General features: G+C 46.4%; 19 protein-coding genes. 12 read left to right on the plus strand and 7 right to left on the minus strand.

Going from position 1 to position 18,336, the window contains the following annotated elements; translation table 11 throughout:
* Positions 1-167: 167 nt before the first annotated feature.
* Positions 168-2,732, plus strand: coding sequence for a hypothetical protein (locus AAAA73_RS05305; protein ID WP_340597144.1), 2,565 nt, complete (start codon positions 168-170; stop codon positions 2,730-2,732).
* Positions 2,733-2,794: 62 nt separating this feature from the next.
* Here the strand turns inward: AAAA73_RS05305 and gstA are convergent, their stop codons facing one another.
* The 4 genes from gstA to AAAA73_RS05325 form a co-directional block, all read right to left on the minus strand.
* On the minus strand, positions 2,795-3,403 hold the full coding sequence (gstA, locus tag AAAA73_RS05310) for a glutathione transferase GstA (protein ID WP_340597145.1): 609 nt from the start codon (positions 3,401-3,403) through the stop codon (positions 2,795-2,797).
* Positions 3,404-3,469: 66 nt separating this feature from the next.
* A complete protein-coding gene (locus tag AAAA73_RS05315; RefSeq protein WP_340597146.1) occupies positions 3,470-3,733 on the minus strand; it encodes a hypothetical protein in 264 nt (87 codons plus the stop codon).
* 44 nt (positions 3,734-3,777) lie between these two features.
* Positions 3,778-4,620, minus strand: coding sequence for a hypothetical protein (locus tag AAAA73_RS05320; RefSeq protein WP_340597147.1), 843 nt, complete (start codon positions 4,618-4,620; stop codon positions 3,778-3,780).
* Positions 4,617-5,417 (minus strand): TIGR02147 family protein, encoded by an 801-nt coding sequence (locus AAAA73_RS05325; protein ID WP_340597148.1) that lies wholly within the window; start codon positions 5,415-5,417, stop codon positions 4,617-4,619. Before AAAA73_RS05325 ends, AAAA73_RS05320 begins: the two co-directional genes overlap by 4 nt.
* 169 nt (positions 5,418-5,586) lie before the next feature.
* On the opposite strand from AAAA73_RS05325, the gene mutM reads away from it, so the two are divergent.
* From mutM to AAAA73_RS05340, 3 genes are all read left to right on the plus strand, one after another.
* A complete protein-coding gene (gene mutM, locus AAAA73_RS05330) occupies positions 5,587-6,405 on the plus strand; it encodes a bifunctional DNA-formamidopyrimidine glycosylase/DNA-(apurinic or apyrimidinic site) lyase (protein WP_340597149.1) in 819 nt (272 codons plus the stop codon).
* Between the two features lie 124 nt (positions 6,406-6,529).
* Positions 6,530-6,745 carry an acylneuraminate cytidylyltransferase gene (locus tag AAAA73_RS05335; protein WP_340597150.1) on the plus strand — a complete coding sequence of 72 codons (216 nt, stop codon included), beginning with the start codon at positions 6,530-6,532 and terminating at the stop codon, positions 6,743-6,745.
* Positions 6,746-7,244: 499 nt separating this feature from the next.
* The gene (locus AAAA73_RS05340) at positions 7,245-9,701 is read left to right on the plus strand and encodes an acyl-CoA dehydrogenase (RefSeq protein ID WP_340597151.1); all 2,457 of its coding nucleotides are present in this window, start codon (positions 7,245-7,247) and stop codon (positions 9,699-9,701) included.
* A 74-nt stretch (positions 9,702-9,775) separates the two neighbouring features.
* Here the strand turns inward: AAAA73_RS05340 and AAAA73_RS05345 are convergent, their stop codons facing one another.
* Positions 9,776-10,282, minus strand: a complete 507-nt coding sequence (locus AAAA73_RS05345) for a hypothetical protein (RefSeq protein WP_340597152.1) — start codon at positions 10,280-10,282, stop codon at positions 9,776-9,778.
* Positions 10,283-10,556: 274 nt separating this feature from the next.
* Here AAAA73_RS05345 and AAAA73_RS05350 point away from each other — a divergent pair, with 274 nt between their 5' ends.
* Entirely contained in the window at positions 10,557-11,084 is a 528-nt protein-coding gene (locus AAAA73_RS05350) for a hypothetical protein (protein ID WP_340597153.1), read from the plus strand.
* Here AAAA73_RS05350 and AAAA73_RS05355 read toward each other — a convergent pair.
* Positions 11,081-11,860, minus strand: a complete 780-nt coding sequence (locus AAAA73_RS05355) for a hypothetical protein (protein ID WP_340597154.1) — start codon at positions 11,858-11,860, stop codon at positions 11,081-11,083. The two genes, AAAA73_RS05350 and AAAA73_RS05355, sit on opposite strands and share 4 nt — an antisense overlap.
* Positions 11,861-12,090: 230 nt before the next feature.
* Here AAAA73_RS05355 and AAAA73_RS05360 point away from each other — a divergent pair, with 230 nt between their 5' ends.
* The 7 genes from AAAA73_RS05360 to AAAA73_RS05390 all read left to right on the plus strand — a co-directional run bounded on the left by AAAA73_RS05360 (position 12,091) and on the right by AAAA73_RS05390 (position 17,945).
* Positions 12,091-13,137 carry a thrombospondin type-1 domain-containing protein gene (locus tag AAAA73_RS05360; protein WP_340597155.1) on the plus strand — a complete coding sequence of 349 codons (1,047 nt, stop codon included), beginning with the start codon at positions 12,091-12,093 and terminating at the stop codon, positions 13,135-13,137.
* Between the two features lie 7 nt (positions 13,138-13,144).
* The gene (locus AAAA73_RS05365) at positions 13,145-13,756 is read left to right on the plus strand and encodes a hypothetical protein (protein WP_340597156.1); all 612 of its coding nucleotides are present in this window, start codon (positions 13,145-13,147) and stop codon (positions 13,754-13,756) included.
* Between the two features lie 62 nt (positions 13,757-13,818).
* Positions 13,819-14,199, plus strand: a complete 381-nt coding sequence (locus AAAA73_RS05370; RefSeq protein ID WP_340597157.1) for a hypothetical protein — start codon at positions 13,819-13,821, stop codon at positions 14,197-14,199.
* Positions 14,200-14,320: 121 nt separating this feature from the next.
* Positions 14,321-14,932 carry a hypothetical protein gene (locus tag AAAA73_RS05375; protein ID WP_340597158.1) on the plus strand — a complete coding sequence of 204 codons (612 nt, stop codon included), beginning with the start codon at positions 14,321-14,323 and terminating at the stop codon, positions 14,930-14,932.
* Entirely contained in the window at positions 14,929-16,410 is a 1,482-nt protein-coding gene (locus tag AAAA73_RS05380; protein ID WP_340597159.1) for an ABC transporter substrate-binding protein, read from the plus strand. Before AAAA73_RS05375 ends, AAAA73_RS05380 begins: the two co-directional genes overlap by 4 nt.
* Positions 16,411-17,349: a hypothetical protein gene (locus AAAA73_RS05385; protein ID WP_340597160.1), complete on the plus strand. Its 939-nt coding sequence runs from the start codon at positions 16,411-16,413 to the stop codon at positions 17,347-17,349.
* Complete coding sequence (locus AAAA73_RS05390) at positions 17,346-17,945, plus strand: hypothetical protein (protein WP_340597161.1); 600 nt, start codon at positions 17,346-17,348, stop codon at positions 17,943-17,945. Before AAAA73_RS05385 ends, AAAA73_RS05390 begins: the two co-directional genes overlap by 4 nt.
* On the opposite strand, the gene AAAA73_RS05395 is transcribed toward AAAA73_RS05390, so the two are convergent.
* Positions 17,937-18,323, minus strand: a complete 387-nt coding sequence (locus AAAA73_RS05395; protein WP_340597162.1) for a hypothetical protein — start codon at positions 18,321-18,323, stop codon at positions 17,937-17,939. The two genes, AAAA73_RS05390 and AAAA73_RS05395, sit on opposite strands and share 9 nt — an antisense overlap.
* Positions 18,324-18,336: the final 13 nt, after the last annotated feature.

Below are 18,336 nucleotides of genomic sequence, written 5' to 3' on the forward strand. Positions count from 1 at the left end.
TCTCTGCTGTTCCGGCGTGTTCCCCCTGAACACGCCAAGGGCCTATTACGGTCAGGGTGTCTATTCCCTTTACAGGTAAAATCTATAGGGGCCAAATTAACATATTTTAGGACTGGGCCAAGCCTTGCAACTGCATCGTTAGAATAATCTAACGTGGAGTTTACCTTATGAAAACGGTAGCATCGGTGCTATTGATTTTGAGCTTTAGTCCCGCACTTTTTGCCCAAGAGGGCGGAATTGCCTCTGCCTATTCCTTTGGTGGAGCATGTGCCTCCCAAGGGGTGTGGACCCAGTCGGCTCTTTCAGCCACGCAAAATCTGCGTAAAGTGACTCTGCAATTAAAAGACGATCCAAACTGTAAAGCCTTGGGCAACTCTGTTCAATCAGCGATTACCAGCCTGGAGAATGCTGTTCAAGGGGCTTCCGACACTCCGGCGAGAGTCAGTCGCTTGTCGCAATTACCTCAGGAAATCAATGCTCTTCGCACTTTTCTAAACAGTGCTCCCGATATGAAGCAACAAATTCTGCGCACGATGATGGATAAGTCCATCGAGAGCGCCACCCTGGGAGCGCAAGTGGGTCAAAGTCAGTCGAATATGGCGGTGAGTGATGTCTCCCAAAGTATTGGTGATTTTGGATCGCGTTTACAACGTAGCACTCAGACAGGTCTGTCCATGTTGAATCAGGTTGTGGATTCAATTCCACAATTGGATCAATGTTTAACTGGTGACAACCAGATGGTTATGGGAAACCTGATCAGCTCCGCGGTGAAAATCGCTTCGTCTTTTGCTTCATCCGGTCAGGATATGACGGGCAGTCAAATCGCCACGACAGTGTCTAAATTGACAAATCTGACTCGTGAAAGAAAGTACACAGCAGTTCTAAGAAAATTGAATCAGCAGGAGTTCATGTCCTCCATGGCCTGCTTGATGGAAGTGACAAGTGAGTCCTACTGTCAGGCTCGCGATGGTATGAGACTTTTTCAAAAAGGCATGAACGATCTTAAAACTCAAAAGAGCGGTAAGTTGGATGCTGACTCCGGCAATCCTTTTGTGGGCTACTATGTTTTGAATACGCATGTTCCGAATATCACCAAGTGGTTGCAAAAAATCCAGATCGGTGTGGATCCAAAACTTCCAACGGATGCGACTTTCCAAAATAAAATTCAGCAGGAAGTTGTGGACTTCTATAAGGGTGTAAAAACCTTGCTGGGGGATTTTAACTCCAGCGTTGCGACAATCCGTACTCTTCCAAATTTGCAAGCCAAGCAAAATGCGGTGTTGAAGCTGTTGATGCAAACGACCAGCTCCATGGTCGGTAATCAGGGCTTTGGGCGCAATGAAGACGTCATGAACTTCTTCCTGATGAGTACGAACTCCATGAAGATTCCTTTTGCTTTGTTGGGGATTCCTGTTCCAGATCAGGTTTCCGGTAAAGCGATGCCAATCATGTCCTATGACGAGTGGTTGCGCGCCAATATGGAAAGCATTCCCAGTTTCAATGACCCTGTGGCTTTGACGGAAACTATCGGTCAAAACATGCAGGAGATCATTCGCACGGCAAATATCTCTGCAATTGAGTACTTCAATCGTTGGTATATCGTTGATAAGGCGGCGTTGGTGAATGAATCCACGATCGATATCAACTACACCGTTCAAGACAGTTTGAAGGCGATCAATCAGTATTTGGAAGCACAAAAAGGTCGTATCGCACAATATAACAGCAATGTGAATGTGGTTCCAACCATCCTGGATACACAGATGCGTATTCAAAAGGTTTTGAAAGCTTATGAAAATCTGGAGAATATCGGCCGCGGTGCCCTTATTGATACGAAGAATGTGACGGCATCCCAGGAAAGTCTGCAGGCGACGGCGGATGCCTACGAGAAATTGGTAACTACAGTTTACGAGCAGTTCAACGTGATGTTGTCACGCTCGGGATTCCTTGCGAATCGTATGGTGAACTTTGTGTACCAGGACTACATCATGCTTCTAAAAAACAAGGTGGACTTCACGCCTTACCAGGAAGACCTTTTCTCTGCATCAGGTATGGCGATGCTGGATAAGATGCTGGCGATGTACAACGGGAATCCTTCCAATATTCAAACCGATTTGAATATGGCTCTAAGAATCAACAAAGGAAACTTGGAGGCCCTGGATGGCTTGATTAAAGACAATGTCATTGGAACGATCTCCAATTTGAAGCAAATTGAAAATGGCGAGAAGGTCGGTTTGATGTCTCGTGTGGACCGCATGTTGGGCGATAGCTCTGAAGACTGGGTTTCAACGGCTAAAGATAAAAATCCGACGGTCAGAAAAGTGCTAAAATTCCTGCATAAGTATTCATTGACGAATTTGATTGGCGGATACTTCTACGGTAGCAAGCATTCGGATCGTTATGGCAGCGAGTTGGATCCAACAACGGCTCCACAAAGTGAATTCGACGATGCGGAAAATGTGCGTGCTCAGTTGTGTATTCAGGCACTGGCTTTCAACAACCAAAACGGTCTTAGCAACTTGTGCCGTGGTGTTGTATTGAAATCGCCACTACCTTCAACGATGAAGGGCATGAATGTCGCTTACGATCAAAAACTGAATTCTTACTTGAATGACAAATCAATGAACGTGCAGAAGCAGCAGTCGTTCAATCACTCGGAACGCATCTGTGCTTTCCGCGATTTCAATATCCGCAATATGGCGGTGTTCATGTCCTTGAACCAAGGTCAGAAATAAAAAAAAGCCCAGGAGAGATCCTGGGCATTTTGCATTTTAAAGCAGAACTATTTAAAGACTATTTAAAGACGAATGCCTTCAGCCGCCACAGCTTCTTTCACTGCGGGGCGCTCGGCCATTGTCGTCATGAACTTCTGTAGGGAGGCGTGTTGAGTCATGTCAACGCCAACCAAGCCAGTCCAGCGCAGAACATTGTAAGCGTAGGCATCTGCCACAGAGAAATTCTCACCAAGAATATACGGATTGGCATCCAAGTGTTGATTCAAAACCGCAAGACGCAAACCAAGCTTCGCTTTGATTTGTTCTTTGGTTTCTTCGTTCATAACAGCTCCACCAAACAAGGAGCCCAGGCCTTTATGGATTTCAGTGGCAATAAAGTTCAACCACTCCATGGCTTTGTAGCGTTCCATCGTGCCGAATTTTGGAAGAAGGTTTTTGTCTGGTGCCTGGTCTGCGATCCATTGCAAGATGACCGCACCTTCAGTCATCAAGTGACCGTTGGGCAGTTGTAGAGCGGGGATGTAACCCTTGGGATTGATTTTTTTGTAGTCGCCACCAGCGTATTCTTTGGCTTTAAGGTCCACTTTAACCAGTTCGAAATTCAAACCGGCTTCGCGAAGTGCAATTTGAGATGCAAGGGCGCAGGCGCCTGGGGAGTAAAATAGATTCATATTGAAAATTCCTTTGTTGAGGGACGCCGCTATAATGTAACAATGTTAGGTACTATAGTAAAGAGCCTAGGACCAATAATAGTAAGCGACGCCGCACAACAAGGCGCCGACGACATAGGTATAAAGAGTGCTGCTCACAAAAAGCGGATAAAGCATCAAACCGACACCCACCCAGATGTTCGGTGAGTGGGATTCGCGACGTCCTTTGCGAAATAAATAGATTCCAATGATTCCAAAAATCGTCCCGCCGATGAGGGCGGCAACGCTATAGTCAAAACCAAGGGATTGCATCAATTCTAAAGGTGAAGGCGGCTGTGAGAATTCATCCATACGTGGATATTATCACAGCAGCCTCCCGGTTTCGGCAAGAGAGATTAGTTGTGCTTGGAGCAGCCTGTGTCCCAATAGGCCTGAAGGCTGCATTGGGTTAAGCCATTTTTTGGATTTGGGGTGCAGTTGAGTCCAAAGACCGGGTAAATCAATTTATCACGTTCCAATACTGAGTGTCTCGCGATACCAATTTCTTCCAGAGTTTCGATCACTCGTTCAAAGGATTGCTCTGATAGTTTGGGAGTGAAGTTACAAAAGAAAAAATCAAAACCCTGGAGGTTTATTCCAGTGCGACATTCAAAGTCACCCATGCTGACGGGTTTGGTGAGTTTTGTTCTGGCAGGTTTTTCCAAAATCGCGTTAATCAAAGTGTCGGACTGTTGGGGGGGCAAAGTGCGCTTTTCTTTGCAGGCCGGGCGGTACCCCAGGTCCCAATTAATGCCGATGTACGCCAAATTCATAAGTTGCTGGGAAATCTTATATTGAGTGTCGGCCACTCGGGCCAGACCCAGAATCTCATGCAGGACGAGTTGATGTTTCTGTTGTTTTGACTGTCGGTCCCAGGACTCACCATAAAATTCAATTCGATTCACGTCCGGATAGTTGATTGCATCCACCAGCGAACCGTCTAAATGAAGCTGTTTGTCGGAAACAACGATTGTTGTTTTCTTAAATAGTTCGACCACTGGTTTTACGACGAAAATCTTACCCGTGGAAAGTGGGATTTCTTTGCGAAAATTAAGGCGATCCAGAATTTGCACGCCGATATCAAAGAATTCGGATGCCTGGGAGTTGCCACCGTTGCGCGTGCCGAAGGAATCGTCGCCACCGGCCATGGTTTGCAAGGGCAACAGATACAAAAACAGAATCAGAAGCAGGTTTTTCATTTTAGGTCCTCAGTCAGACGGAACAATTGGATGCCCATATGATAGACGTGTTTTTTCTCCGGGCGGGTTGCGGCAAGACGAATGATTTTTTGAAAGCACTCTTCCATGATCTCTGCGGCCTTGGGCAGATCCTGCTCATCAAAAGCTAAAGTTTCAGAACCCACAAATTTTTCCAGTGCGGTTTGTGTCTCCAACGATTTAATGGCTTTGTTGATCATTTGGCTGTGGAATTTGCGTAGGGCTTCGTGCTTGGGCACATCAGCGACTATTTGGGGAGTGCCGCATTTTGGATTTCCGTTTTCATCATTAATCAGCAGTCCCAGTCTGAATAATCTATCGACGGCCTCAGTAGCTTGCGTTGTGGTGATGCCCAATCTTTTTGCGATGGTTTCAGGTGTGATCTCCGGCGTCGTCGTCTTGGTCATCTTCATGATGGCCACATGGTACCAGTCAGAAATAAGATTGAAGATATCCATATCAATCTTTTGCGGTTTTTCCGAAGGAGCAAGGGAGAAAATTGTTTCCAAAAGTTCTGTGCGGGCATCATCGGACTTTACAGAGTCTAATTGTACCAACGCCATGAAGTAGTCGGTTTTCTTTTTGTTGAATTTAAGCCCTTTGGCGATTTCCAGCGCACGTTTTCCGGAAAGATTTCTTTTTCCGTTCAAAATGGACGAGAGCATAGCTGAGGAAAGGTTTAACTGCTTTGCCATGGCACGCATCGAGTATTGGTCGTTGTCCTTGATGCGCGCGTCAAGTTCCTGTTTTATGAGCTGTCTATAAGTGATAGTAACCATGCCCAGTGCATAACAAAGGCAGTTTAAAGATTCATCTCAAAAGCGAAATGAACTTATAGTAATGCGAGGCGCCTTTCTGCTCACAGATGTAAACGAAGTTCTAATACCTGAAATTTAAATTGTTTGCTAAAAGCCCCCTTTACGAGGGATTTTTTTTAGAGGAGTGGTTATGCCGGAATTGCCAGAGGTTGAGGTTGTTCGCCAAGGACTTGAAAAGATCCTGAGCAAACAACCAACACTTGAAAAGATTGAACTGAAGCGTCCTGATTTGCGTGATCCTATTCCTTTGAAGCAATTGAAGACTCTAGTAGGTCAGAAAATTAAGAAGGTTGAGCGTCGTGCGAAGTATCTTTTGTTGTGGACCGACAAGGGCGGAATGCTTTCGCACTTGGGGATGACCGGTACCTGGCGCGTGGCCCCATCAGGGGATGAGCGGCTGCATGATCATATATATCTTCATTTTTCCGGTGGCTTGCGCTTGGCCTACCGCGACCCGCGTCGTTTCGGAATTTTTGACTTTGTGCCGGCGCACGATGTTGCTGCGCATCCAAGGTTGCGTGTTTTGGGACCCGAACCCCTGAGTTCTGAATTTTCAGGCGAATCGTTGTGGCAAAGTTTGCGCAACAAGGAAGTCGCGTTGAAGGTTGCGATCATGGACCAGAAAGTTGTCGTAGGGGTGGGGAACATCTACGCCAGCGAGGCACTTTTTGCGGCAAAAATTAAGCCTTCTTTGTCGGCAAAAAAACTCTCTCTTGAGAGAGCAAAATTGCTAGTTAAGGAGATCCGTAGAATCCTTGCTGACAGCATCGCAAAAGGTGGTTCTTCCATTAGTGATTTTGCTCAAACTTCAGGCGAAAGTGGTTACTTTCAAAATACCTTCAAAGTCTATGATCGGGCGGGTTTGCCCTGTGTTGTTTGCAAACAACAGATCAAGTCCAAGGTTATGGGTGGACGAAATACTTTTTGGTGCAGCCACTGCCAGAAATAATTTTTAAAATTTCGTTGCTAAGCCATAATAATTTTGTGTAACTTAGCCCTTAGTCGAGATTAACAAAAAAATCAGATAAGCCAATTACGGTGAGTCTGGAATTTATTTACGAAGGGACACAACAATGAAAGCTATCGTTATCGCAGCTTTGCTAGCACTTTCTTTCACAACTGGTTTCACTTGCTCTAAAAACCAACCAGCTGAAACTACAACTACTGAAGCAGCTCCAGCTACTGAAGCTACTCCAGCTGAAGGCACTGCAGTTCCAGCAGCTGACGCTACTGCTACTCCAGCAGCAACTGAAGCAGCTCCAGCAGCTCCAGCGGGCGAAACTAAGTAATTAGTTTTTCTCTAGTTGAGAACGAAAAAGCCAACCTTGCGGTTGGCTTTTTTTTGCCTTGTGGGCTGATGAAAAAGGCCCATCTCCTTCGTTGTCGGGTGCGGTCCTCGCTCCGACGTGCCTGGGGCACGCCTGCGCTGCGGTTCGCCCCCTCCGCCTCGGATCTGGACCTTTTTGATCAGCCCTCGTGTTTGTCTGTTTTTTGGCTGGCCCTTTGGGCGCCGCTTTCTTCTGGCTGGCGGTCGCCTTTGGCGACTTCGCGCCGCTGTGGGTGCGGGTTTGGGGGCTTTTGCCATTGCCTGCGGCGGGCGAACTAGTGGGGGTATCGGTCAGAATTTGCCGAGGGAATCTCTTGAGAGTTGGTTGTAATTAGAGTTGGGGCTCTGGTTTTGACAGTACTTAAGCCCGCGTATTTGTTAGGAATTATTCGAAGTTCTCTTGCTTGCCCTCGGATTTAGGAGTGTAATTAATGGGGTAAGCAATAATAAGGAGAATCATCGTGGATTCAATCAACTCGTTGTATGGGTATTTCTTAGAGTGTTGCACTTGGGCTTGGGTTTTGGGCTCGATTGTGGCGCTTTTGTTTGTTGGCTTCTTTGGAAGTCCTTTGATCGTGTGGACGATCGTTTTGGCGGCTATCATGGTGGGCTTTGCGGCTCCGATGTGGCTTTGGATCGTGTTCGCTGTTGTGGCAGTGATCTTTAACGTTCCGCCGATTCGTACAGCACTTGTTACTTCAGGTGTGTTTGCGATCTTTAAAAAGTTCCAGTTTTTGCCAAAAATTTCTGACACCGAGAAAGCCGCTCTGGATGCGGGTGTGGTGTGGGTGGAGAAAGATCTTTTCTCTGGTAAACCAAACTTCCAAAACTTGATGAATGAGCCTTACCCGGATTTGACGGCTGAGGAAAAAGCGTTCATGAACGGTCCGGTTGAAGCTCTTTGTAAAATGATCGACCACTGGGAGATCTACAAAACCAAAGATATTCCTCAACCAATTTGGGACTATATCAAAAAAGAAAAATTCTTGGGGATGATCGTACCTAAAGAGTACGGTGGTCTTGGATTCTCGGCGCTGTGTCACTCTGAAGTGATTATGAAGCTGTCATCACGTTCTATCGCGGTTGCGATTCAAGTGATGGTTCCAAACTCATTGGGTCCTGCAGAGCTTTTGGCTCACTACGGTACTGATGCTCAGAAAAATCACTGGTTGCCTCGTTTGGCTGAAGGTAAGGAAATCCCTTGCTTCGGTTTGACAGAGCCAAATGCAGGTTCTGATGCGGGCGCGATTGTTTCCACTGGTGTGCTTTTCAAAGACACTGATGGCAAAATCAAAATCAAATTGAACTGGAACAAGCGTTGGATCACGCTGGCTGCGATCTCTTCTGTGATCGGTCTTGCGTTCCGTTTGCGTGACCCGGAAAATCTTTTGGGTAAAGGTGAGGACCTGGGCATCACTTGTGCTTTGATCCCTTCCAATACACCAGGCGTGGTTCTTGGTAAACGTCATGATCCTCTAAATACTCCGTTCTACAACTGTCCTACACACGGTAAAGACGTGGTGGTTGACGCTGAAGACGCTATCGTTGGTGGTCTTGCTAACGCTGGTAAAGGTTGGATGATGTTGATGGAGTGCTTGGCTGCAGGCCGTGGTATCTCTCTTCCAGCTCAGGCAACAGGCGGAACGAAATTGGCGGCTCGCGTGACTTCTGCACATGCAGTGGTTCGTCGTCAGTTCGGTGTTTCCATCGGTAAATTCGAAGGTGTTGAAGAGCCTTTGGCACGTATTGGTGCTGCGGCTTACACACTTGAAGCGATGAGAAAGTACTGCTTGGGTGCTCTTGATAAAGGTATCAAACCAGGCGTTATCACAGCGATGCAAAAATACTATACGACTGAAATGGGTCGTAAAGTGATCATCGACGCGATGGACATCATGGGCGGTGCGGGTATCTCCATGGGACCTCGCAACGTACTTGCTGAAATCTATATCGCAACTCCAATCGGTATCACGGTTGAAGGTGCAAACATCATGACTCGTACGTTGATCGTATTCGGTCAAGGTGCTCTTCGTGCGCATCCGTTCGCGTATGCTGAAGTAAAAGCTTACGAGGCTAATGACCTTAAAGGATTCGACCGTGCATTCTTCGGTCATATCGGTCACATCGTTCGTAACACGTGCCGCGCGATCTTGTTGTCATGCTCTCGCGGTTACCTTGCTTCCACTCCGGATTGTCATCCAGAGATGAAAGTATACTTCCGTCGTATGTCCTGGACTTCCGCTACTTTCGCATTGCTATCTGATGTGGCAATGGGCGTATTGGGTGGTTCTTTGAAAATGAAGGAAAAAATCACAGGTCGTTTCGCGGATATCCTGGCTCATATGTATATCGCAACTGCGATCCTTCGCCGTTTCGAAGCAGAAGGTCGTCGCGAAGAAGACTTGGCATTTGCTCACTACAACTTGAAAATGTGCATGGTTGAAATCCAAAAAGGTTTCGACGGTATCTTTGACAACTTGAAGATCCCAGGTCTTCGTTGGTTCTTCAAAGGTTGGATCGGTGCTTGGTCTCGTATCAATTCCATCGGTTCCCAGGCTTCTGACGGTTGGACTCACGCTATCGCTGCTGAAATGATGAAAGAAGGCGGTATTCGTGATCGTTTGACGGATGGTATCTACCTTCCAAAAGAACGTGATCAAGCCATCGGTCGTTTGGATTACGCATTCACAGTTTCTTTGCGTGCTGAAGCAGCTGAGAAGAAAATCAAAAAAGCGATCCGTGACGGCGTTCTTCCTAAGAAGAAAGCAAACATGCTGATTGACGACGCTTTGGCGAAAAACGTGATCAATGCTGAAGAAGCTGGCTTGATGAAAGAAGCTGATGCTGTACGCTACGACGCGATCCTGGTGGATGAGTTCACTGAAGAGCAATACCATGCTAACAAAGTGATCCGCTAGTTACCAAGATAACTGAAAAAACGAAAAACCCCGGTCTATAAAACCGGGGTTTTTTATTTAGAGAGAGTGGGATCTTAGCGTGCTGCTTTTTTAGACGTCTCTTTTACGTCGATGGACGCATTGATTTGGCCGTCGCAGAAGTCGTAGCCGCAAGCTTCGCGCATTTTGTGGTCTTGAACATAAAGTTCAGTTGCGTCGATGGTTTTAGTAACTTTCAGCATGCCACCTTCGTCTCTGTAAGTTACATAGCTGATTTCAAAAATTCCTGGAGCAACACGTTTAGCTTCCAGGTTGTGGAAAACATCATCAGCTACAAGGAAAGAGGCTGAAAGGTTGCCCATCTCGGCGTTGCTATTATAGGTAAGATAAACTGTGCTGCTTGGGCTTATGTCAGTGCTCATGCCAAGATCAGTTACAACAACAGTCACTTTTCTGCGTACGCTGTCTTTTCTGGTGTCAGCAAGGCGGATTGCCTGGTCAACGAAGTCAGGGGTGATTTTGTCTTCAGTAGGTGCAAGAGGTGCGGCGTGAGAAGTAGTGGCTGCGGACAAAGCGATTAGGAACATAACGATCTTTTTCATTTGAAACTCCTTAAGTTAAAACAGTGTTCTTGATATGGGCCAGTTTGTAGCAAAGTATTTTTCAGAATGAAATAGGGTGGTGACCAGTGGGCACCACTAAGCAATTAACTGTGACGGAATTTTAAGAAACGCTGATTGGTGACCGATTTAATTCGAATTGGACTGAGTTTACACACTGGAAAAACTTCATGAATGATTGTTGGCAAGGGCACTGGAGTGCGCCCCGAAAGCTCATTAGGATTGTATCTTTATCGGAGGTGCTAGGATGGTGGATTTGGCGAAGGTACTTATGATGGTTTGTATTTTATTTGTGGCGGGGCAGGTAAAAGCAGATCTGCAGGTTACGGCAAATACCAACGTTTGGGCTGTGCCGTCGACCTCGAAAAGCTGCAAAGCATGGAAGCAGAATAAGGAAGAGAACGACGTTCCATCCAAGTACATCAACCTCGGTAATCTTAGTTTTCTATGGTCAGACAGTGATCTGGATTTGCAAATCAAAGAAATCAGGGTGTCCTTGCGGGATCCAGTTTTGAACGGTGGAGAGTATCTTTGCCGGGTTTCAGGAGAGGATCTGAAATTCCTGGGGGAGGGTGATTGGATGACTGTCAGAAAAGCCGCCAGTCATCAGTACACTTATGTCGCAACAGACTGCCCGATGTTGTGTGGTGGTATTCAATTCCAAAAAGACGTGGCGGCAACGATCAACGGAAAGATCGAAGTCATTGGTGACGTTGAAAAGGATGGAAGATTGGAAGAGCGCGTTTACGGTCTCACCATCTCTGTCGATAATCTGGAGTTTTAGCGGTGCACCGGCATGATGTTGAAACCTTTTGGGCGTAACGACCAGCAAACATGCCAGATGATTCCAATGGCAATATAGTGCGGATCATAAACATAAGACAAAAAGCTTAAAACCTGTGGGTTTTGGTAATACCAAACTCCGACAACCTGAATGGGCACCCAGAAAGCGGCAATCTCCAGCGCGGCTCGTTGGGGTCCCTTGCTTGAGTTTCTGACGGTGTATTCGTACCAGTCGAAAAAATGCACCAATGCAGTATATGTGATCAGCGCACTGGCCCGGGTTTTAAACTCTCCCATGAAAAGTAAAACCGTCAGCAGGGTCAGAAAAAGCAAATGCTTTTGAAAGCGGCTGATTCCAATCTTGTGAAGTGCCAGAGCGCTTAATAGTGCCAATGTGGCGCAGCCCAAAAATAAGTATCCCCACAATCCAAAGTCGGCCAAATGCAGGGCTAAAAGTGCCAGGGGTAAAACCAAAATTTCCGGCAGACGCTTCAGTGAATAGGGTGTGTTTTCAAAAAAGAGTTCATCCAGGGCAAAGTGAATCACAAACAATATTTGGGAGACGGTGGCGACGATCAACTGGGTCCTTGTGCCTGCGGGGCCAAGCAATAACAAAAGTGCCAGAAGTCCAAGTAGGGCCATTGCTACAAACAGTGGCTTGCGGTTGGACTGTGCACGTTTGTAGAAACCGTGAATGCCGTGCGCGACAATAAGCGGACCGCCAATCGCTGAGAACATCACATTGGGCGGCAGCAGAAAAACAGCTGCCAGGGCCAAGAGGCGTGTTAGAAAAAATATCCAAGTATTCTCGAGTTTCATTCAATCATTCTGTGTTGCTCTATCGTTGCAGTCATTGCTGTTGTTGATTTCGCAAATTTAAAACGTGGTTGTCTTTAAAATTGAAAAATGAACGCAGCCAAGAACAACGCACAGCAGGGTTGTGTTTCCCAGCATAAATGGAAACAATCTAACTTCAAAAGAAATTTTAAAGCGATAGGTTATTCGGTATGTTTTGGATTTTAATACCTTTGCTCTTTAAGAGCCTTTTTGTATTGGCGCAACCCACCTACAATACGGGAGCCTTCTGGCGCGCCATCGATACGGCGAACCCCACTTGCACAATTTCATCAGCACTTTCTGGTTGGCGCAGTTTTTCAGCGGAGACCATTAACTTCAACTGTACCGATGATTATCGTGTTGCCAAAGCCGAGTGTCGCCTTAATGGAGGCGCTTGGGCTAATTGCACATCTTTGACTTCTTATACTTCTCCGACCTTGGCGAATGATACAACCTACACCTTTGAAGTGCGAGCTACAGATTATTTCGGCAAACTGTCGTCAGTGGGGGCAGGGCAAACTCGTACCTGGTCCGTGGATTTAGGAACGCCATCAGTCAGTATTACCAGTTGGACGGGAACCAATACGGGATCATCCCGGGTTTACTTTTCAGGCACCGACAATGAAAGCGGCGTCGCGAGCTATCAATGTTCCATTGATACGGGCACAGCATCTTGGGCGGCATGTTCTGGTTCTTACCTTGAGGCCACTGGTAGCGCCGGTGTGACATATTATTTTCGCGTGATCGTCACTGATAACGTAGGTCGGGTCAGTGGACAAGTGACCACCAGTTGGCGCAATGGCAATTGGGGTGGCTGGAGTGGCTGTTCGGTTTCCTGTGGCGGGGGATCCATGACTCGCGCTTGTAACAATCCTTCTCCGTCAGGAAGTCCTCCGGGGATGGGCTGTAGTGGTATTTCCTCGCAGGCATGCAATACCCATTCTTGTTGTACGGCTGCCAATAACACTTCGAACATGTGTCCTGGAAATTACTATACGCTGCAAGCTTACAACAACTCGAACCCTTCTTGCCCAACGCCTTATACGCAGCCAGCAGACGGCACCGGTGCTGCAAAAGTTGATTCAGATCCGGCAGTACCAGCGGGTGGAGTTGTTTCTTGTGCCAGCGGTTCCATATCTCGCTCCAATTTGCAGTCTTCTGAGGTCTGTGCTAAAGAGTGCACAACTTGGTATACTGCAACGTGCAGATGTAATTAGGTGGATTATGTACGAAGCGGTAGAGGTTACCTTCAGTTATGCTGGAAATCGCGATTACCTGGATATCACCCAGATTACGGGTGTGATTTGGGATGCGCTTTTTCAGAAATATCAGATTCAAAAAATTCAACAGGTGCACTTTAAACTTGTCAGTCCGTTGTTTCGGCAAGGGCGTTTGGAGGAGATTGATCCCTTGTTAGCGCCGAAAGATGCTGCTGTGACTTTACGTTTTATCGACGATGAAAATAGACAACGGCATTTTGTCGTCTATGCAGATCGCACACCGATTGTCGCGCGTTTTCCTGAGGAATTCAATGAGGACGACCATTTTCAAATTTCCAAGGATTCTGTCAGATACAACGGCGGATACCACCATTCCAATCGATTGGTATATTTAATTACCAAAATGTGTCGTGCCCATGTTGTTCGCTATCTGCAAGCAGTCAGGCCTCAGGCCGTGCAGTTTTTTATTCCCACATACGATTTAAAAAAAGATCCCGTTGAAGAATTCATTTTTGAAATTCGCCCCAATGGAAGACCACGCAATGGATTCCAGCGCTATAATTTTACTCGCGACGGACAGGACTACGGCTATGGATACGCGAGGTTCCAGACGTGATCAGGTCTCAGGGACGTGTCATCTTTTGGCTTTTACTGATAGCAGGTCTTTGGCGAATTGCCTTGCAGTTTGTTTTGCCCCAAGTGGAATCCAGGCGGGTGGCAGTGGGGCCGTTTGCCCATGCATTTATTGGTGATGGTCATTTTCAGAAAATTCACTGTGAGGTACAAACACCCCGCGGAATGGAAGTCGTGTCCTTGGAAGAACTCAACAATAATCGTTCCCTGTTGTTGAGTGAAATTACCATGCGGAGCTATTGGGCCGCGGTCGAGGGATTTATTTTACCTCCTGAGCGACAGCGTATCCTTAAGAAAATGTTTTGCGATGAAAACATCGCGTCTCGACTAAAGTTACCGGAAGGAATTCAAAAAGTTTCCCTGTGGAAGGAAGCCCGCAGTCTATTTCCAGAAAGGTTAGAGCAAATTGAAATACAGTGCCTCTAATATCTTTCTAACCGGGAAGTGTTTTTTAAGTTTTGCGCTGCTATGGGATTTTAGCAGGGTGTTGGCGGATCATGCCAACTGGGTGCTATGGAACCACCCAACTGTGTCTTTGCTTTGTGCAATGATGGTAGTCTTGGGCAGTGTCGCATTCTTATCGGAATCGCAGCGAAGAGTGATGGGGCTTCTTTGTTTTCTGGGCTTTATAGTTTTTTATTTTCTAAATCCGGCGTCGATCTCTGTGGCGACGGGAATGGTGGGCTGGTTACTACTTTGGATCGTCGCTCAACCCCTAAATGCCAAGTGGGATGATTCTTCATGGAAGTTTCACCCGTGGTCTCAAGAGATTCTTTGGATTGTGATGGGTATCACCTACGCTGATGGCGGAGTGGCAAAACTGCTTCAACCACTATGGTACCAGGGACAGGCATTAGAGACGATTGCCCAAGTGGGACCTTCTATGGTGCCGGGGTTTGGCAGAAAGATTTTGGCGGAAAGCAGTCTGGTCGCAAAAGTGGCGACTTGGTCTGCGATAGCTGTGCAGTGTGGGGCGGTTTTGCCTATTTTTTGGAAACGAAGTCGGGTTTTTTTCTGGTGGGCGCTAACATTGATGCATCTATCAATTGCCGGGCTGTTTGTGTTGCAAGTGTTACCGGTTTACATGCTGGCCTGCCAGGCGTTGATGTTTGATTATAAATTTCTTCCTGAATTGAAAGCAAAGAGAGTTTTGGCGTGAAAAGTATAATTTTGGTTTTATCGAGCGTTTTGCTATTGAGCTCTTGTTCCTGGTTTCACAGAACCAAGATGATTTCAATTGGTATTGCGAACCTTCCTGAAACGCTGGACCCGGTTCAATATAGCATTAATCCTGAAGCCAGTATTGTCAGACTATTGCATCGGGCGCTTTTCACCTTCGCAATGGATCCCAAAACCGGGGAGTATCGTATTGAATCTGCTGTCGCGGAGCTGCCGGTGATTCAGGGGAAAAAGATTTCAATCAAAGTTAAGGATGGCGCAAAATTTAATTTCCTGTCCGGTGATCAAAAAATCGTCAGGGATATTGATTCCGAAGATATTGCTGCAACAATTTTGCGGGTTGCCGACCCTGATTCGCATTCTGTTGTGAACCAGGACTTGGACGGCATTGTGGGGCTTCAGGAATGGAAAAAGCTTTCTCCGGAAAATCGTCGTACTAAATATCCAACAGGTATTTCTTTTCCGGATAAAAAGACTGTGCAAGTGGAATTAAGAAATCCAAATCCATTTTGGCATCAGAATCTGGTGAAAACACAATTTCTGATTCTTCCTAAAGAGGCTTATCAAAATAAAGAATTCACCTCCTGGCAAAAAGGCACAGGGGAATTTCACATCCTCACTCAGGATGCAATATCTTTGACGATTGTGAAAGATGGCCAAAATTTGAAGCTTTTGTTTATGGGTAAGTTGTCTAATTCTCAGCAGCTTTTTGATGCCGATAAAATCAGTGTCTTGTTTGTTCCTGATGGTGTTCGTCTGGGGGATTTCAAGTTTTCCGTTTTCACCAAAGAACTTGAACGGCAGAAGGGTGTATTGCTGGTCGGTCCCGCTTTAAACCTGGGATACTTAAGACTGTCTTCACAATGGATGAAGAAAAATCCTGATGGTAAACTGCGCGTTTCACAGGGCTTGCGTCGTGATGAGATTGTCAGTGCATTACTTCCGATGACCGGAAAACCGATGCTGGAAATCGTACCCGGAATCACCGCACCTTCCGCTGCTGAAAAGACGGTTACAAATGGTAAGCCATTGAACCTGCGCTTGGGCTTGCCGGATATTAGTGAATCACGGTCGTTTGCTGATGCCATCACGGGGCAGTTGTCGCGTCACGGAATCACTGTGCAAACTCAGTTTTTGCAACCTGAGATTATGGAAAAGGAATTTTCACTTGGACGGTTTGATTTGATTTCCCAGTATTGGGTGATGGATGCACCGGACTGGACGGGCTTTATGAATTTCCTGGCTGACGGATCGACAGGTGTGACTACCAAGTGGAATCAAGCCGTTTCCAAGGGGTCTTTGCCAGAAGCTTTGCAATCCATGAATAGTTCTCTGCAAACAAACTCGGGATGGATCCCCTTGGTTTCTTCAGGCCGCATGGTGATTCACAAAAAAAATATTCAGGGGCTCCGCTTTGATGGGTTGTTTGTGGACTTCAGTCAGGCACGAATTGAATAGATGATGAAGTGGATCTTAAGTATTCTTATTCTGATTTTCTTGGTGGTCGCTGGCGACCAGGTATTGTTGCGTTGGTTGAAACAGGAAAGCCTGGATAAAGCCATCGTCGACTATCAGAATCTTTTGCTGGATTCTGAAAAGTCAGATGTTTCAGGAGTTATTTATAAAAGACAAATGATTCTGGCCAAGAATGGCCTGACCAATCAGTTTCGGGAAAACTCTTCGAAAGAACCGGGCGAATACCGGATTTTATTTATGGGTGGTTGGCCCGTTTTGGGGTTGGGACTAAAACCCTGGGAGGGCTTGGCAGAAAGTTCGGCTTTCACATTAAACCAGTCCTTGTCGCAAGTTTCTTCAAAGTATCCACTTAAAAAGATAACGATCTTAAGTGTTGCTCGTGGAGGCGTTTCTTTACAGGCACAGGTTGCAGCCTTTGAAAAGCTGCAAGGCGATTTTCAGTTTGATCAAGTGGTGTTTGTGCTGTCACCGGACCTGTTGATTAAACAAAATATCCCCCAGCAAAAAATCGAATTAAATCAGACCAGCGGTCTTCTGATGACTTGGCAATTGATGAACCTGAATCGCCAACAGATTTTAGTCCCCATACAAACCACGGCCGAGTTATTTACCGATCAAAACATAAAAGTTTTACGCGATACCTTGGCGCAGTTTAAGGGCGAAATCGGGCCACGACTTCAAGTGGATTCTGTGGTGCTGATCGCGCCCATATTCGGAGTAACAGCGAGTTTGGAAGATGCCATGCAAAGGGCCTTCGTTCGCAGTGCTGATGAGGCAGGCTATCTGACCGGGGCATTGTCGCTAAAAGGCGTTGTAACCCCAAGCTATGATAAAAATATTTTACTACCGACGATTTCAGCATCACACACTTTTGCTGAGCAAATTAAAAACTACATCATTCGAAGAGGGATTCGTCAGTGAATAAGTTTAAAGAGTATATTCCAAAAAAGCAGTGGATGATGGGGTTGATTTTTTTGGGCGGAATGCCGAATCAGCCGCAGTCGCATTTTTCTTCAAGTCCCATGGCGGCGTTAAGTATTCCGGGGCCTTTGACGGCGCAACCGGTTTTCTCCAGCAAGACTGCGGAAATTTACCTGTCACGAATGAATCTTGCGCAAAAGCTGTTTTCCGTAGCTTCCGCCGTTCCTTCAGGGGTGGATGCTGAAATCACACCGTCCCTATATCGCTGCATGACTCAGCAGACGCGGGAATTGGGTATGATGATCGAACTTGATCCCAAAAAGCTTTTACCACGTAGAATCTTTATGACCTTTGTGGAAACCTTTGACGAGGCCGGTGCTGCGAACTGCATCTCGATGACCAATCGAATTGATAAAAATGCCATTCAGTTTTTGGTTTGCTTTGATCACTCCCGCATGAACAGCTGTCGTGCATTGACTGTGGAAGACTTCAAAAAAGAACTTAAAAATGTTGAGACCCAGACTGCGGAACGTGAAAGCGCCCATGGCGAATTTGTGAAAGCCATGGATACGCTGCTAAATAAGGTTTCAAACTGATTTATTTTTTCTGTGAATCAGGTAAAGGCAGATCAGATTGAAGACCGTGATTAAAATCGGAATCGGAAAGAACGCACCAGCGTCTTTGTACATGCGAAGGGCAATATAGGAGTCATTCAGTCCGGTCCATAATAAAAGGACCAAAAGCTGCCACCAGATTTTGCGGGTGGAATTTTGCGAAGCGGCCTGACAAAGAAAATACCAGGCGCCAGCAAACCCGATGAGGGTTGAGACATTCAGATGAACGGAGAAAAGCACTCGGTAAGGGAGCGGCTGAGGTAGATAGACGGCTCCCAGATAGATCGCAGAGAAAAAGGGTCCTAAGGCAGAGTACCCCATCCAGGAATAAAGTCTTTTCGCAGTCAGAGTGTTTTTCATTGTTTTAGTTTAG

Origin of the sequence: Bdellovibrio sp. GT3 (genome assembly GCF_037996765.1) — a bacterium.
In the GTDB taxonomy this organism is placed as follows: domain Bacteria; phylum Bdellovibrionota; class Bdellovibrionia; order Bdellovibrionales; family Bdellovibrionaceae; genus Bdellovibrio.

What these genes read in the sequence shown, in the direction of transcription:
- AAAA73_RS05305 (WP_340597144.1), top strand. Translation starts at nt 168, where the DNA reads ATGAAAACGGTAGCATCGGTGCTATTGATTTTGAGCTTTAGTCCCGCA.
- gstA (WP_340597145.1), bottom strand. Translation starts at nt 3,403, where the DNA reads ATGAATCTATTTTACTCCCCAGGCGCCTGCGCCCTTGCATCTCAAATT.
- AAAA73_RS05315 (WP_340597146.1), bottom strand. Translation starts at nt 3,733, where the DNA reads ATGGATGAATTCTCACAGCCGCCTTCACCTTTAGAATTGATGCAATCC.
- AAAA73_RS05320 (WP_340597147.1), bottom strand. Translation starts at nt 4,620, where the DNA reads ATGAAAAACCTGCTTCTGATTCTGTTTTTGTATCTGTTGCCCTTGCAA.
- AAAA73_RS05325 (WP_340597148.1), bottom strand. Translation starts at nt 5,417, where the DNA reads ATGGTTACTATCACTTATAGACAGCTCATAAAACAGGAACTTGACGCG.
- mutM (WP_340597149.1), top strand. Translation starts at nt 5,587, where the DNA reads ATGCCGGAATTGCCAGAGGTTGAGGTTGTTCGCCAAGGACTTGAAAAG.
- AAAA73_RS05335 (WP_340597150.1), top strand. Translation starts at nt 6,530, where the DNA reads ATGAAAGCTATCGTTATCGCAGCTTTGCTAGCACTTTCTTTCACAACT.
- AAAA73_RS05345 (WP_340597152.1), bottom strand. Translation starts at nt 10,282, where the DNA reads ATGAAAAAGATCGTTATGTTCCTAATCGCTTTGTCCGCAGCCACTACT.
- AAAA73_RS05360 (WP_340597155.1), top strand. Translation starts at nt 12,091, where the DNA reads ATGTTTTGGATTTTAATACCTTTGCTCTTTAAGAGCCTTTTTGTATTG.
- AAAA73_RS05365 (WP_340597156.1), top strand. Translation starts at nt 13,145, where the DNA reads ATGTACGAAGCGGTAGAGGTTACCTTCAGTTATGCTGGAAATCGCGAT.
- AAAA73_RS05375 (WP_340597158.1), top strand. Translation starts at nt 14,321, where the DNA reads ATGATGGTAGTCTTGGGCAGTGTCGCATTCTTATCGGAATCGCAGCGA.
- AAAA73_RS05385 (WP_340597160.1), top strand. Translation starts at nt 16,411, where the DNA reads ATGATGAAGTGGATCTTAAGTATTCTTATTCTGATTTTCTTGGTGGTC.
- AAAA73_RS05395 (WP_340597162.1), bottom strand. Translation starts at nt 18,323, where the DNA reads ATGAAAAACACTCTGACTGCGAAAAGACTTTATTCCTGGATGGGGTAC.